At 71.3% G+C, this 13,287-nt stretch carries 15 protein-coding genes and 1 pseudogene; 9 read left to right on the top strand and 7 right to left on the bottom strand.

All coding sequences use genetic code 11. The features are described from left to right. Positions 1-5: 5 nt before the first annotated feature. Both IEZ01_RS12615 and hemL read right to left on the bottom strand, forming a co-directional pair. The gene (locus IEZ01_RS12615; protein ID WP_019888537.1) at positions 6-686 is read right to left on the bottom strand and encodes a histidine phosphatase family protein; all 681 of its coding nucleotides are present in this window, start codon (positions 684-686) and stop codon (positions 6-8) included. Then, positions 683-1,990 (bottom strand): glutamate-1-semialdehyde 2,1-aminomutase, encoded by a 1,308-nt coding sequence (gene hemL, locus IEZ01_RS12610; protein WP_189201709.1) that lies wholly within the window; start codon positions 1,988-1,990, stop codon positions 683-685. Before hemL ends, IEZ01_RS12615 begins: the two co-directional genes overlap by 4 nt. 269 nt (positions 1,991-2,259) lie before the next feature. Between hemL and IEZ01_RS12605 the strand changes: the two genes are divergently transcribed. From IEZ01_RS12605 to IEZ01_RS12590, 4 genes are all read left to right on the top strand, one after another. Continuing rightward, positions 2,260-2,811 carry a hypothetical protein gene (locus tag IEZ01_RS12605; RefSeq protein ID WP_078513375.1) on the top strand — a complete coding sequence of 184 codons (552 nt, stop codon included), beginning with the start codon at positions 2,260-2,262 and terminating at the stop codon, positions 2,809-2,811. A gap of 158 nt (positions 2,812-2,969) precedes the next feature. Further along, entirely contained in the window at positions 2,970-3,386 is a 417-nt protein-coding gene (locus IEZ01_RS12600) for a YciI family protein (RefSeq protein WP_189201707.1), read from the top strand. Between the two features lie 118 nt (positions 3,387-3,504). Next, positions 3,505-4,740: an RNA polymerase sigma factor gene (locus IEZ01_RS12595; RefSeq protein ID WP_189201705.1), complete on the top strand. Its 1,236-nt coding sequence runs from the start codon at positions 3,505-3,507 to the stop codon at positions 4,738-4,740. Positions 4,741-4,843: 103 nt separating this feature from the next. Further along, complete coding sequence (locus tag IEZ01_RS12590) at positions 4,844-5,233, top strand: MerR family transcriptional regulator (RefSeq protein WP_040875614.1); 390 nt, start codon at positions 4,844-4,846, stop codon at positions 5,231-5,233. Between the two features lie 3 nt (positions 5,234-5,236). Here the strand turns inward: IEZ01_RS12590 and IEZ01_RS12585 are convergent, their stop codons facing one another. Next, positions 5,237-6,070 carry a TroA family protein gene (locus tag IEZ01_RS12585; protein ID WP_040875177.1) on the bottom strand — a complete coding sequence of 278 codons (834 nt, stop codon included), beginning with the start codon at positions 6,068-6,070 and terminating at the stop codon, positions 5,237-5,239. A gap of 193 nt (positions 6,071-6,263) precedes the next feature. On the opposite strand from IEZ01_RS12585, the pseudogene IEZ01_RS36025 reads away from it, so the two are divergent. Next, a pseudogene (locus tag IEZ01_RS36025) lies at positions 6,264-6,458 on the top strand (GNAT family N-acetyltransferase); the annotation flags it as partial. Between the two features lie 114 nt (positions 6,459-6,572). Here the strand turns inward: IEZ01_RS36025 and IEZ01_RS12580 are convergent. Next, positions 6,573-7,004 carry a GNAT family N-acetyltransferase gene (locus IEZ01_RS12580; RefSeq protein ID WP_189201704.1) on the bottom strand — a complete coding sequence of 144 codons (432 nt, stop codon included), beginning with the start codon at positions 7,002-7,004 and terminating at the stop codon, positions 6,573-6,575. Positions 7,005-7,126: 122 nt separating this feature from the next. On the opposite strand from IEZ01_RS12580, the gene IEZ01_RS12575 reads away from it, so the two are divergent. Continuing rightward, entirely contained in the window at positions 7,127-7,861 is a 735-nt protein-coding gene (locus IEZ01_RS12575; RefSeq protein WP_189201702.1) for a Mut7-C RNAse domain-containing protein, read from the top strand. Between the two features lie 27 nt (positions 7,862-7,888). Here the strand turns inward: IEZ01_RS12575 and IEZ01_RS12570 are convergent, their stop codons facing one another. Then, a complete protein-coding gene (locus IEZ01_RS12570) occupies positions 7,889-8,608 on the bottom strand; it encodes an AAA family ATPase (RefSeq protein WP_189201700.1) in 720 nt (239 codons plus the stop codon). 39 nt (positions 8,609-8,647) lie between these two features. After that, positions 8,648-9,148, bottom strand: coding sequence for a hypothetical protein (locus IEZ01_RS12565; protein ID WP_019888521.1), 501 nt, complete (start codon positions 9,146-9,148; stop codon positions 8,648-8,650). A 142-nt stretch (positions 9,149-9,290) separates the two neighbouring features. On the opposite strand from IEZ01_RS12565, the gene IEZ01_RS12560 reads away from it, so the two are divergent. Beyond that, positions 9,291-10,055 (top strand): SDR family NAD(P)-dependent oxidoreductase, encoded by a 765-nt coding sequence (locus IEZ01_RS12560; protein ID WP_189201698.1) that lies wholly within the window; start codon positions 9,291-9,293, stop codon positions 10,053-10,055. Positions 10,056-10,118: 63 nt separating this feature from the next. On the opposite strand, the gene IEZ01_RS12555 is transcribed toward IEZ01_RS12560, so the two are convergent. Continuing rightward, a complete protein-coding gene (locus IEZ01_RS12555; protein ID WP_189201696.1) occupies positions 10,119-11,312 on the bottom strand; it encodes an RtcB family protein in 1,194 nt (397 codons plus the stop codon). Positions 11,313-11,475: 163 nt separating this feature from the next. Here IEZ01_RS12555 and IEZ01_RS12550 point away from each other — a divergent pair, with 163 nt between their 5' ends. Both IEZ01_RS12550 and IEZ01_RS12545 read left to right on the top strand, forming a co-directional pair. Next, positions 11,476-12,291: a DUF3558 domain-containing protein gene (locus IEZ01_RS12550; RefSeq protein ID WP_189201694.1), complete on the top strand. Its 816-nt coding sequence runs from the start codon at positions 11,476-11,478 to the stop codon at positions 12,289-12,291. Positions 12,292-12,449: 158 nt separating this feature from the next. Then, positions 12,450-13,196: a hypothetical protein gene (locus IEZ01_RS12545; protein WP_019888517.1), complete on the top strand. Its 747-nt coding sequence runs from the start codon at positions 12,450-12,452 to the stop codon at positions 13,194-13,196. Positions 13,197-13,287: the final 91 nt, after the last annotated feature.

Here is a 13,287-nt window from a genome sequence, read left to right as displayed (position 1 = left end):
GCGGCTCAGGCGCCGAAGGCCTTCGACCTCCCCTTCACGGGCTTCGCGCCCGCCAGCAGATGCGGCGGCACCAGATCACGCGCCGGCTCGCTGTACCCCACCGACACGATCTTGTTGCCCTCGTACGTGAACGTCGTCAGCGACGCCAGCGTGCACTGCCGCCGACGCGGGTCGTGCCACAGCCGCCGCCGCTCCACGAAGCTGCGCAGAATCCAGATCGGCAGCTGATGACTGACGCAGACCGCCTCGTGCCCACGGGCCGCGTCCCGCGCCGCGTCCAGCGCGCCCATCATCCGTACGACCTGCTCCACGTACGGCTCGCCCCACGACGGCCGGAACGGATTGGTCAGATGCTTCCAGTTCCCCGGCTTGCGCAGCGCGCCGTCCCCGACCCCGAACGTCTTCCCCTCGAAGACGTTCCCGGCCTCGATCAGCCGCTCGTCGGTGTCCACGCTCAGCCCGTGCGCCTTCGCGATCGGCGCCGCCGTCTCCTGCGCCCGCTCCAGCGGCGAGGCGGTCACATACGTGATGTCCCGCTCCGCCAGATGCTCGGCGACCCGGTCCGCCATCTGCCGGCCGAGGTCGGACAGGTGATAGCCCGCCCGCCGCCCGTACAGGACGCCGTCGGGGTTGTGCACCTCGCCATGGCGCATCAGATGCACGACGGTGATGTCGCTGCCGCTCATGCGGTGGCCTCCGCCGCGGCACGGGCGGCGGCGGGCAGCGCGCCGGCGATCTTCTCGACGGCCCGCTCGTCGTGCGCGGTCGACACGAACCACGACTCGAACGCCGACGGCGGCAGATACACGCCGTTCGACAGCATCGAGTGGAAGAAGGCGGTGAAGCGGAACGACTCCTGCCGCTTGGCGTCGTCGTAGTTCATCACCTCGTCCTCGGTGAAGAAGACCGAGAACATGTTGGACGCCGTCTGCAGCCGGTGCGCCACACCCTCCTTGCTCAGAGCGTCCGTCACCAGCCCCTGGATCTGCGCCGACACCGCGTTGACCTTCTCGTACGCGGCCCCGTCCAGCAGCCGCAGCTGCGCCAGACCCGCCGCCGTGGCGACCGGGTTACCCGACAGCGTGCCCGCCTGGTAGACGGGGCCCGCCGGAGCCAGATGCGCCATGACGTCGGCCCGCCCGCCGAACGCCGCGGCCGGGAAGCCACCGCCCATGACCTTGCCGAAGGTCATCAGATCCGGCCTCACCCCGTCGACGCCGTACCAGCCCGCACGCGACGTACGGAACCCCGTCATCACCTCGTCCGAGATGAACAGCGCGCCGTTCTCCGCACAGATCTCCTTCAGACCGGCGTTGAACCCGTCCTTCGGCGGCACCACACCCATGTTGCCCGGCGACGCCTCCGTGATCACACAGGCGATCTCCCCCGGATGCGCCGCGAAAGCGGCCCGCACGGCCTCCAGGTCGTTGTACGGCAGCACCACCGTGTCCCCGGCCTGCGCACCGGTCACCCCGGGCGTGTCGGGCAGCGCGAACGTGGCCAGACCCGAACCGGCCGCGGCCAGCAGCGCGTCCACATGCCCGTGGTAGCAGCCGGCGAACTTGATCACCTTCGCGCGCCCGGTGAAACCACGGGCCAGCCGGATCGCCGACATCGTCGCCTCGGTACCGGACGACACCAGCCGCACCTGCTCGACCGGCTCGATCCGCCCGACGATCTCCTCGGCCAGCTCCACCTCGCCCTGACCGGGCGTACCGAAGGACGTGCCGCGCGCCACGGCGGCCTGGACGGCGGCGATCACCTCGGGGTGGGAATGGCCGAGGATCATCGGCCCCCACGAGCAGACGAGATCGACATACTCACGGCCGTCGGCATCGGTGAGGTACGGACCGGTGCCGGACACCATGAACCGGGGCGTACCGCCCACGGCCCGGAAGGCACGCACCGGTGAGTTCACGCCGCCGGGCGTCACGAGGGACGCGCGGTCGAAAAGCGTCTGTGAGACTGGGGCTTCGTATGAATACGGCACTTTGGTCCTGACCTGCGAGTACGGATTGACGGCCGCGGAACGGCGACGGCATGGGCTTACCTGTACGCCCGCCTCTCACGACGAGGCGGCCGGCCTCCGCGTCTGCGAAAATGAGGCGTCATAGGGAAAGCTCATGAATCCATGGTGTCAGAGGCCAGGACGTTCTTGCGGACAGGTGTTTCACCGCACGAGCGTGGGGGAGGTCACTGTCACGATGATCGGGTTGCGCGGCGGGGGCCGTGTTGCCTAAAAAGCAGTCGGGTGGAGATATGCATCGCGGTGGCGGACTGGGCGAGGGGACCGACGACCTGGGTCCCGAGCCTGCCCGGCGGGGGAAGCACCGACGACGGACGGACGAGCCCACGGGAAGCAGGAGTGGCCGGTTGGGCGTGACCTACAAGTACTTCGGAGCCCCCGACGGCGCCACCGCGGCCCGCGTCCCGATCTCGATGCGCCCCGAGGAACTGGGCGGCGACGAGCTCGGCATGGGCGGAATGTTCACCAAGATCAAGCCCGAGACCATAGCCGCGATGGTCCTCACGGGCATCCAGGGCATGCCCCTGCACCGCGTCCCGCCCTTGGAACTGGTCGTACTCCACCCCGACTACGCCGTCGTCAAACTCCCCATGACCGTCGTCGACCCCCTGCGTGACATCGGCGAGGAATCGGTCGGCGCCGCCGCCTTCATCTGGTCCACGGTCCCCGACCGCGGCGGCCCCCGCGACGCCTTCAACGTCTACCAGCTCCTCCACGAATGGCAGGACTTCTCCGTCCGCCTCCACGAGGCCGGCCACCAGCCCTACTGCCTGGTCTGGCCGTAGCGCCACGCCGGGGCCGGGCCGCGCGCGTACCCGGCGGTAGTCGGGAAAAGTGGTGCGGAGAAAAAGCCCGGGGCGTGTCGAGAACGCGCCGTCGGCTCCGACGTCTCCGGTGAGAGTCGCCCGCACGGGGCGACGGCGCACCCCAAGGGAGCGAAGCCATGAAGTACCTCGTGATGGTGCAGGGCGCCCAGGCGGACTACGACGCGATGAACGGAAAGGGCTCCGCGCACAGCCCCGCCTGGAGCGAGAAGGAACTGGAGGCGATGTTCGCCTTCATGGGTGAGATCAACAACGACCTCGCCGAGACCGGGGAACTCGTCGACGGACAGGGACTCGTCGAACCCGCCCGGACCCGCTTCGTCAGCCTGGGATCCGACGGACGGCCGGTCGTCACGGACGGCCCGTACGGAGAGACCAAGGAAGTCCTCGCCGGATACTGGGTGCTGGACTGCGACAGCCTGGAACGGGTCACCGAGATCGCGGCGCGGGTCGCACAGTGCCCGGTCCCGGAGGGAAGCAAGGACTACCCGGTGGTGATCCGGCCGATCGACGAGTCGGGTCGCGGCGAGGTCTGACAGCTCACCGCTGACCGATGACGGACGTCCCATGACGGATGACGGACGGGCGCTGACAGATACGCGACGCTGACAGTCGGCATCTGTCACCCACCCTCCGGCATCCCGGGCCCGCCCCATGCCGAACGACCGCCTCCACCACGTCGAGGACCTGCTGCGCCTGCACGCGCCGCAGGTCCTCGGCGCGCTCGTGCGCCGGTACGGGCACTTCGACGCCGCCGAGGACGCCGTACAGGAAGCCCTGCTCGCCGCCGCGCGGCAGTGGCCGTCGGCCGGTGTGCCGGACAACCCCCGCGGCTGGCTGATCAAGGTCGCCTCACGGCGGCTGACGGACGCGCTGCGCGCCGACGACGCGCGGCGGCGGCGTGAGGAGACGGCCGCACGGCTCACGCCCCGGGACGCCTTCGCCGCGCCCGCGCCGGGCGAGAGCCGGGGGCCCTCCGAGGACGACACCCTGACGCTGCTCTTCCTGTGCTGCCACCCCGAGCTGACCCCGGCCGCGCAGATCGCGCTGACGCTGCGCGCCGTCGGCGGGCTGACCACGGCGGAGATCGCCCGGGCGCATCTGCTGCCGGAGACGACGATGGCGCAGCGGATCAGCCGGGCCAAGGCACGGCTGCGCGGTGAGCCGTTCCGGCAGCCCGGTCCCGAGGACCGGGACCAGCGGCTGGCGGCCGTGCTCCAGGTCCTGTACCTGATCTTCAACGAGGGCTATACGGCGACATCGGGCCGGGCCCTGCACCGGGCCGATCTGGCCCGTGAGGCGATCCGGCTGACCCGGGCCGTACGCCGGCTGCTGCCACACGAGGGGGCGGTGACGGGGCTGCTGGCGCTGATGCTGCTGACCGAGGCGCGCAGCGCGGCGCGGACCGGGCCGGACGGTGAGCTGGTGCCGCTGGACGAGCAGGACCGTACGCGCTGGGACCGGGCGGCGATCGCGGAGGGTACGGCGCTGGTGGAGGAGGCGCTGTCGGAGGGGCCGGCGGGGGCGTATCAGCTGCAGGCGGCGATCGCCGCGCTGCACGACGAGGCGGAGCGGGCCGAGGACACGGACTGGCCGCAGATCCTCGCGCTGTACGACCTGCTGGTGGAGCGGGCGCCGGAGCCGATGGCGGAGCTGGGGCGGGCGGTGGCGGTGGCCATGGTGCACGGGCCGGGGGCGGGCCTCGCCGAGGTGGCGCGGCTGGAGGAGCGGCTGGCGGGACACCACCGGCTGGCGGCGGTACGGGCGCATCTGCTGGAACGGGCCGGGGACCGGGAGGCGGCGCGGGAGGCGTACGGGGTGGCGGCGGCCGCGACGCTCAGTGTGCCGGAGGCGCGTTATCTGCGGCGGCGGGCGGCGCGGCTGGGCTGACGCCGCGTCATGGAAGGGCATCATGACAGGCAGACAAAACGGACAATCCTAATGTGGGAGGGTGTCAGCCGTGTTCACCGAGCAATGCGCGCAGGCCGAGCACATGCAGATCGGCGAGGTCGCCGCGCGGACCGAGATGTCGCTGCGCACCATCCGCCTCTACGAGGACAGTGGTCTGGTCGTGCCGTCGGCCCGTTCGGAGGGTGGCTTCCCGCTCTACACCGAGAGCGACGTGGCCCGGCTGATGCTGATCCGCCGGATGAAGCCGCTGGGTTTCGCCCTCGACGAGACCCGGGAGCTGCTGGCGGCGATGGACCGTCTCGACTGCGATGCGGAGCTCGACCCGGACGAGCGGGAGGTGCTGCTCGGCCGGGTCGAGCGGTACGAGCGGGCCGCCGCCCAGCGGGTGGCGGATCTGCGGGCGCAGCTGGCGAGGGCGGAGGAGTTCGCGGAGGCGCTGCGCGCGAGGCTCTTCCGTCCGGCCGGACGGTAGCGGCTAGCCCGCGACCGCCTGGAGGGCCGCGGCGACGGTGTGGCAGAAGTGCGCGTGCGCGGCGGGACTCGGCGGGGTCTCCGGGTTCCAGGGCGTCACGCGCGCGTGGGCGGTCAGGGCCCGCCAGGCCGGGTAGGCGGTCAGCGCGTCGGCCTGGACGGCGTTGGCGCGGCTGTCGAGGAGGACGAGGCCGGGGCGGAGTGCGGCGGCCAGGTCCCAGCCGGCGGTGAGCCAGTTCGTACCGGCGCCGGGTCCTGGTTCGGCGAGCGGGACGCCGAGGGCCAGCAGGTGGGCCAGTTCGGGCCAGGCGTGCGGGCGGGCGAGATGGACCTGGTCGGGGCCGGCGGCGGAGAGCGCGAGGACACGTACGGAGGGGTTGGCCGCGGCCGCGGCGCGTACGGCCTGTTCGGCGGCGCCCAGTTCTCCTGCGCCCGGGGCCCCGGTGTCATCGTCGCGGAGGGCCGCGGCCAGTTCGCCGAAGCGGTCGAGGATGTCCCCGAGGGACAGTTCGGCGCCGACGGAGAGCGTGAGGAGGGGCAGGCCGAGACGTTCGGTGGTGGCCTCGTCGAGGGCGTAGGCGCTCTTGCCGTCGTACGTGACGTCGACGACGAGATCGGGCCGTACGGCGACCAGCTCTTCGTCCCGAAGACTCCGCCCGGGCCCCAGGTAAGGGACGCCCGCCCCGGCCAGGGCCCCGGCCTTGACCGGGTCGGGCGCGGGACCGTCGTGACCCGAGCCGTACACCGCCACCGGCCGCAGACCCGCGTCCTCAAGGGCGGCTCCGGCCCGTATGTAGGCCGCCACCCGCTCCGGCCTGCGCCGCAGCCGTAATGCCATGCCCCTGTCGTCCGTGAATTCCCATGGTCCGGCGTGTGTCACGCGCTGCTCCCTCCCGGCGGGGCTGCTTTTCCGGACACCTTGGTGCGGTTCGACGAGCCGCACAAGGGCGCAGGCGTGCGCCCCCGGGTGGTGGAGGCGCATCGGCCCGGGCTGTCAGACCCCCGCCCTAGAGTGCGGTCATGGCGGCTCCCTGGGAGGGGTATGGATCGAGCCGTGGTCGGATTCCGAGCGGGACTTCGCCCTGCTTCAGGCCGTCAACGCGCCGGAGTTGACGGGCCATCTCGGTGGCCCGGAGTCGGATGAGCAGTTGGTCGGGCGTCACCGGCGGTACGTGAAGCTGAGCGCGGACCGGACGGGCGCGGGGCGGATGTACCGGGTGGTGCTGCTCCCGGCGGAGTGAGCGGGCCTTCGAGTATCCGCCGGGGAATCCCCTGCGCTGCCATGACTGGCGGCTCGACCTGGCCGCCGCGATGCCCGACGGCAGGCGGTCCGGCGGTGTCTAGCTGAGCTCCTTGTCGAAGTTGAAGGCGGCGATGGTGAGGCCTTCACGGTGGTAGAAGCGGTGCGCGTCGGTGCGGTGGGTGCCGGAGTCCAGGTTGAGGTGGTGGCAGCCGGCCGCGCGGGCGTGGGCTTCGAGGTGGGCGAGGAGGTGGTGGCCGACGCCGGTGGAGCGGGCGTGCGCGGCGGTGACGAGGTCGTCGACGTAGAGCTTGCGGATCTGGCTGGTGTTGTCGACGATCCGCCAGCCCGCCGCGCCGACGCAGCTGCCGTCGTCGGCGTACGCGGCGGTGAACCGGAGCCCCTGGGGGTGGCCCTTGGCGTAGATCTCACGGAAGAGCTCGCCCGTGAGATGGGGGCGCAGCTCGAGCAGGACCGGCAGGAGGTCGTCGTGGAGGCGGGGGTCGCCCGGCTCAAGGTCGATGATCTTCATACTGGCACGCTACCGGGGCGTCCCGCCGTCGCCCAGGGAGTTGGCGATCGAGGCACAGGCACCGGCGCCCGAAGCCCCGAATTTCCTGGCTGGCGCGGCGCGGTCGATGACATGCTGACGGCGTGAACGGACCGGAGATCCAGATCAGTTTCGCCCCCGACCTGCACCTGTTCGTACCGGCGGACCGCCGCGGCGGGCGCACCACGCTGAGGACCGACGGCGCGTCCACGCTCGGCCATGTCGTCGAGTCGCTGGGCGTACCGCTCACGGAGGCGGGCCGTCTCCTCGTCGACGGCCGTGCGGTGGCCGTCTCGCACATTCCGGCGGCGGGCGAGAGCGTCGAGGTGTACGGCGTCGAGCGGCCGCAGGAGGTTCCGGGCGCCCCGCTGCGTTTTCTCCTCGATGTCCATCTGGGCACGCTGGCACGGCGGTTGCGACTGCTCGGTGTGGACGCGGCGTACGAGAGCGAGGACATCGGCGACCCGGCGCTCGCCGCGCTCTCCGCCAGGGAGCGGCGGGTGATGCTGTCCCGGGACCGGGGGCTGCTGCGCCGCCGTGAGCTGTGGGCGGGGGCGTACGTCTACAGCGACCGTCCCGACGATCAGCTGCGCGACGTGCTGGGGCGGTTCGCGCCGCGCCTGGCGCCGTGGACCCGCTGCACCGCGTGCAACGGAGAGCTGGCGGACGCCGACAAGGACTCCGTACGGGGACAGCTCCACCAGGGCACCGAGCGTACGTACGACGTCTTCGCGCAGTGCGCGGCGTGCGAGCGGGTCTACTGGCGGGGCGCCCACCACGCCCGGCTGGAGGCGATCGTGCGGGACGCGCTGCGCGAGTTCGGTGACGCGCCGGTCTAGCAGGGCCCGCGCCGGGGCCGGAAGGCGTCAGGCGAGTATGTGGCGGAGGTACGTCTGCGGGTCGGCGAGGTAGCGGCGCCAGTGGTCGACGACGGCGAGCTCCTTCCAGGCGACGCGGCGCATGCCGTGCGGGCCGATCTCGATGATGTCCGCGCCGGGCAGGGCGGTGAGCAGCGGCGAGTGGGTGGCGCAGACGATTTGGCCGCCTTTCTTGACCAACTGGTCGATGTGGCCGAGGAGTTCGAGGCAGGAGGAGAAGGAGAGGGCGGCTTCGGGCTCGTCCATGACGTAGAGGCCGGGCTGGAGGAACTTCCCGCGGAACGCGGCGAGGAAGCCCTCGCCGTGGCTGACCTGGTCGGGGGCGAAGCCTTCCCGGTCGAGGGCGTCGAGGGCGGTCTCGGCCCGCAGGAAGAAGCCTTTGCGCGCGGCGCGGTTGCCGAGCATGCGGCGGCCCCGGGGGGCCGCGTCGAACCGTATGCGCTCGCCGAGGGCGGACTTGCCGCGCTGGGTGGCGTAGCGCCAGTCGTGCGAGCCGCCCCAGGAGTCCAGGCCGAAGCCTTCGGCCAGGGCTTCGACGAGAGTGGACTTGCCGGAGCCGTTCTCACCGACGAGGAAGGTGACGGGGGCGGTGAAGCGCAGCCCTTCGGTGAGGAGCTGGCGCACACAGGGCACGGACCAGGGCCACTCCTGCTGGAGGTCCTGCTGGTCGGACGGCGACAGATGAGCGTATGCGCGTTCGACGATCACGGGTCGAGTGTCGCACCGGGGTCTGACAATCCCGTCGAGTCAGAAGATGTACGGGTCGCCGGTCGCCGGGACGAGGACCTCGTGGCGGTGGTTGGCCGGGTCCCGGTCGGTCGCGCCGCCGTTCCACACGGTGTCGATGCGCACGGTCACCTCGTGCGGGGCGCCGACGGCCCGCAGGTCGAGGGCGAGCTCCCGCGGCGAGCCGTCCGCGGTGAGGGCGCCCGTACCGCACAGGAGCACCCGGTCGCCGTCCCGCAGGCAACCGCTCGGCGGCTGCTGGTCGGGGGCGAGGGGCTGGGAGAACTCCAGCCGTACGGTCAGGTCGGCCAGGGCGGCCGGGCCGTGGTTGCGGCTGGTGAGCCAGACGCCGATCCGCCCGTCCCAGAGGGTGGCGTGCCCGTGGTGCGCCACGTCGGCCTCGGGGACGACGGCCGGCTCGGTCCGGCCGGTCCGGTCGGCGGGAGCGGCGCCGGCCGCGGTGGTGGTCACCGACACGGCGGCGACGGCCGCCGCGAGGAAAGCACTGCGCAGGACACTCATGATCCGAAGATACCGATCACAACCGATTTCTCCGCATATTTCCTGATGAACCGTCAGCCCGCGCGGCGCGGACCCCCGGCCGGTGTCCGCCGGCCGCGCCTATCCTGACCGCATATCGACCACACGCGCGAGGAGCACTGCCATGACTGCCGCCGGGAACAGGATCGCCGTCGTCACCGGAGCAAGCAGCGGCATCGGCGCCGCCACCGCCCGGCAGCTCGCCGCGGCCGGCTACCGCGTGGTCCTCACCGCCCGCCGCAAGGACCGCATCGAGGCCCTGGCCGCCGAGATCAACGAAGCGGGCCACCAGGCCACCGCCTACGCCCTCGACGTCACCGACCGCGAGGCCGTTCAGACCTTCGCCACCGCCTTCCGCACGATCGCCGTCCTGGTCAACAACGCCGGCGGCGCACTCGGCGCGGACCCCGTGGCCACCGGCGACCCGGACGACTGGCGCCAGATGTACGAGACGAACGTCATCGGCACCCTGCACATCACCCAGGCCCTGCTCCCCGCCCTCACCGCCAGCGGCGACGGCACGGTCGTGGTCCTCTCCTCCACGGCGGCCCACGCCACGTACGAGGGCGGCGCCGGTTACGTCGCCGCCAAGAACGGCGCCCGCGTCCTCGCCGAAACCCTCCGCCTGGAGATCGTCGGCACCCCGGTCCGCGTGATCGAGGTCGCCCCCGGCATGGTCAAGACCGAGGAGTTCGCGACGACCCGCTTCCGCGGCGACACCGAGAAGGCCGCGAAGGTCTACGCGGGCGTGGCGGAGCCCCTCACCGCGGACGACGTCGCCGACACGATCGCCTGGGCCGTCACCCGCCCGCCCCACGTCAACATCGACCTCCTGGTGGTCCGCCCCCGCGCCCAGGCCTCGAACACCAAGGTCCACCGCGAGCTGTGATCCGTACGGGAAAAGGGGCCACCCCGGCCGGGGCGGCCCCTTTCTCCATGAGACCCGTGGGCGTCAGCCCTTCACACAGATGACCTGCTTCAGCTTCGCGACGACCGCGACCAGGTCCCGCTGCTGGTCGATGACCTTCTCGATCGGCTTGTAGGCGCCCGGGATCTCGTCCACGACGCCGGAGTCCTTACGGCACTCCACGCCCCGGGTCTGGTCCTCCAGGTCCTTCGCCGAGTAGCGCCGCTTCGCCGCGCTCCGGCTCATCCGTCGGCCAGCGCCGTGCGAGGCCGAATTGAACGCGGCCTCATTGCCGAGACCCTTCACGATGTACGAGCCGGTGCCCATCGAGCCGGGGATGATCCCGTACTCGCCGGAGCCCGCACGGATCGCACCCTTGCGGGTGACCAGCAGGTCCATGCCCTCGTAACGCTCCTCCGCCACATAGTTGTGGTGGCAGGAGATCACCGGGTCGAAGGTCACCTTCGCCTTCTTGAACTCCCGGCGAACAACGTCCTGGAACAGCGCCATCATGATCGCGCGGTTGTACTTCGCATACTCCTGCGCCCAGAAGAGGTCGTTCCGGTAGGCCGCCATCTGCGGGGTCTCCGCGACGAACACCGCCAGATCGCGGTCGATCAAGCCCTGGTTGTGCGGCAGCTTCTGCGCCTGACCGATGTGGTACTCGGCGAGCTCCTTACCAATGTTCCGGGAGCCGGAGTGCAGCATCAACCACACAGAGTTGTCAGAATCGATCAAAAGCTCACAGAAATGGTTGCCCCCGCCGAGCGTTCCCATCTGCTTTTCAGCCCGCTCATGGCGGAATTTGACCGATTCTGCGACCCCGTCGAACCGCGCCCACAGGTCGTCCCACCCCGCCATCGGGAACCCGTACAGCCGCGCCGGGTCCACCATCTCCCGGTGCATCCCCCGCCCCACCGGAATCGCCTGCTCGATCTTGGACCGCAGCCGCGACAGATCCCCCGGCAGGTCGTTCGCCGTCAGGGACGTCTTCACCGCGGACATCCCGCAGCCGATGTCCACACCGACCGCCGCCGGGCAGACCGCACCCTGCATCGCGATCACGGAGCCGACCGTCGCGCCCTTGCCGTAATGCACGTCCGGCATCACGGCCAGGCCCTTGATCCACGGCAGCGTCGCGGTGTTCCGCAGCTGCTGCATGGCCCCGTCGTCGACCGTCGCGGGATCCGTCCACATGCGGATGGGCACCTTCGCGCCCGGCACCTCTACGTACGACATACTTCCTCAATTCCCCCGAAAAGCCTGATAACGCAAAAACCGGCTCCAAGGTCCGTATACGTGACTACGGACCGGCATCGACGGCTGCGCGTGCGATACACATTGTGTCCACCGGCCGCCATCCGACGGCAACGAGTTTTTGGGCAGAAGGGAGCCTGGGACCGTGCAGCGAAAGGCGTACGCACCCGGTCTGGCGGCACTCGCCGCGGCGCTCGCCGCCGGCGTCACCGGCTGCACCGCCGGGGCGGGGACCGACGGCTCCGCGACCGATGCCAAGGCCGGGCCGGCCGCGCCCGCCGCGGCCCCCGGCAAGTACCGCACGCTCTTCGAGCCCTGCGGCTCGGTCGAGCGCACCACCCTGCGTGACCTGCTTCCCGGCGCCGCCGGGATGCCCGAGGAGCAGCAGGCGCGGGTCTACCGGGGCACGGCGGCCGTCACGTACGACACCGACCGGCGGGCCGGCTGCACCTGGAAGGCGGACGCGCCCGACGCGTCGCACCAGCTGCGGCTGGACTTCGAGCGGGTCGTCTCCTACGACGCCACGGTCAGCGACGACGACCGCGCGCAGGCGGTCTACGCCCGCAAGCAGGTCGCGGCCGCGCTGCCCGCGCCGGCGAGCTCGGCTCCCGCGAGCACGCCCGCCGTCCCTTCGGGCACCCCTTCCGGGACGCCCGCGAAGACCTCCAGCGCCCCCTCCGCCCCGGCTTCATCCCCCTCGGGGACCGGTACCGGGCTCGGTCTGGAGCCGCGGGTGCTGGAGGGGCTCGGTGACGCTGCGTTCCTGAACGATGTACTGACCGGGGCCGGGTCGGGCGCCCAGCAGCGGACCGTGAGCGTGGTGTTCCGCACATCGAACGTGGTCGTGACGGTGGAGTACGTGGCGCAGCCGACGGCCCCGGCCGGGCTGCCGGACAGCAAGGAACTGCAGGACAAGGCGCAGGGTCTGGCCCGCAGCCTGGCCGAGCGGTTCAACGAGTAGCTCCTGTCGGGGCGCCGGTGGGCGGCGGCCTTGGCGGCCGTGGGCCACGTAACGTGTCCGGACAGACCCGATGACGCCCGGCGACGACAACAGAAGAACGCCGTACGGCACCGGACGACCCGAAGCGACCAAGCACCCGAGTGACGACTGAAGGAACCATGCACCGATCAGCCCCGCGACTCACCCGCATACTCGCCTGCGCGGCCGTCCCCGTGATGCTCGCCGTCGCCGGCTGCTCGTCGGACTCCGACGGCAAGGAAGGCCAGGCGCCTGGGGCGAAGGCGCCCTCGGCCGGGGCGTCGTCCGCCGCCCCGGGTGGTGGCGTCTCGGAGAAGCCGACGCCGACGGTCATCCCGGCGAAGTACGCCAAGCTGCCCTCGGCCTGTCAGGCGATCGCCGCCAAGACGATCGAGGACCTGGTGCCGAAGGTGAAGACGAAGGCGGGCACGCCGGGCAAGTCGAGCAACCCGGCCAACCGTGGTGGCTGCTCCTGGAACGGCCTGGAGGACAAGGGTGTCGACGGGTCGCAGTACCGCTGGCTCGACGTCTCGCTCTTCCGTTACAACTCGGACCCGGTGCTGGGCAGCGGTGATGAGCGTGCCAAGGAGAGCGCCGAGAAGGAGATCGCCAAGCTGAAGGCGACCCCGGGTGCCTCGAAGATGCGGACGTCGCCGGCGAACGGCATCGGGGACGAGGCGACCGCGGTGGCGTACGACACGAAGAAGACCGACGAGGAGTTCAAGTACGCGACGATCGTGGCGCGTACGGCCAACGCGGTGGTGGTGCTGTCCTTCAACGGCGCCGGTTACGCCGGTGACGGCGCTCCGGGTGAGAAGGCGATGATGGAGGGCGCGACGAAGGCGGCCAAGGAGGCGGTCGCCGCGATCGCGGCCGCCAACAAGTAGCGCCAACAGGTAGCCCCGGCACGTAGCGCCGAGGAGTGGCATAAGGGCGCAAGACGCCCAACGTCCGGCTTATGGCTGGCTTTTGCGGAGC

The sequence above is a fragment of the Streptomyces purpureus genome, assembly GCF_014648195.1.
Lineage (GTDB): Bacteria > Actinomycetota > Actinomycetes > Streptomycetales > Streptomycetaceae > Streptomyces > Streptomyces purpureus.
Note: the sequence above shows the minus strand (reverse complement) of the source record. Positions and strands in the feature narration are given on the sequence as shown.

Bases quoted from the DNA above. Each gene is read 5' to 3' on its own strand.
- IEZ01_RS12555 (WP_189201696.1), bottom strand. From the start codon at position 11,312: ATGTCGTACGTAGAGGTGCCGGGCGCGAAGGTGCCCATCCGCATGTGG.
- IEZ01_RS12560 (WP_189201698.1), top strand. From the start codon at position 9,291: ATGACTGCCGCCGGGAACAGGATCGCCGTCGTCACCGGAGCAAGCAGC.
- IEZ01_RS12600 (WP_189201707.1), top strand. From the start codon at position 2,970: ATGAAGTACCTCGTGATGGTGCAGGGCGCCCAGGCGGACTACGACGCG.
- IEZ01_RS12565 (WP_019888521.1), bottom strand. From the start codon at position 9,148: ATGAGTGTCCTGCGCAGTGCTTTCCTCGCGGCGGCCGTCGCCGCCGTG.
- IEZ01_RS12605 (WP_078513375.1), top strand. From the start codon at position 2,260: ATGCATCGCGGTGGCGGACTGGGCGAGGGGACCGACGACCTGGGTCCC.
- IEZ01_RS12595 (WP_189201705.1), top strand. From the start codon at position 3,505: ATGCCGAACGACCGCCTCCACCACGTCGAGGACCTGCTGCGCCTGCAC.
- IEZ01_RS12545 (WP_019888517.1), top strand. From the start codon at position 12,450: ATGCACCGATCAGCCCCGCGACTCACCCGCATACTCGCCTGCGCGGCC.
- IEZ01_RS12580 (WP_189201704.1), bottom strand. From the start codon at position 7,004: ATGAAGATCATCGACCTTGAGCCGGGCGACCCCCGCCTCCACGACGAC.
- IEZ01_RS12590 (WP_040875614.1), top strand. From the start codon at position 4,844: ATGCAGATCGGCGAGGTCGCCGCGCGGACCGAGATGTCGCTGCGCACC.
- IEZ01_RS12585 (WP_040875177.1), bottom strand. From the start codon at position 6,070: ATGGCATTACGGCTGCGGCGCAGGCCGGAGCGGGTGGCGGCCTACATA.
- IEZ01_RS12615 (WP_019888537.1), bottom strand. From the start codon at position 686: ATGAGCGGCAGCGACATCACCGTCGTGCATCTGATGCGCCATGGCGAG.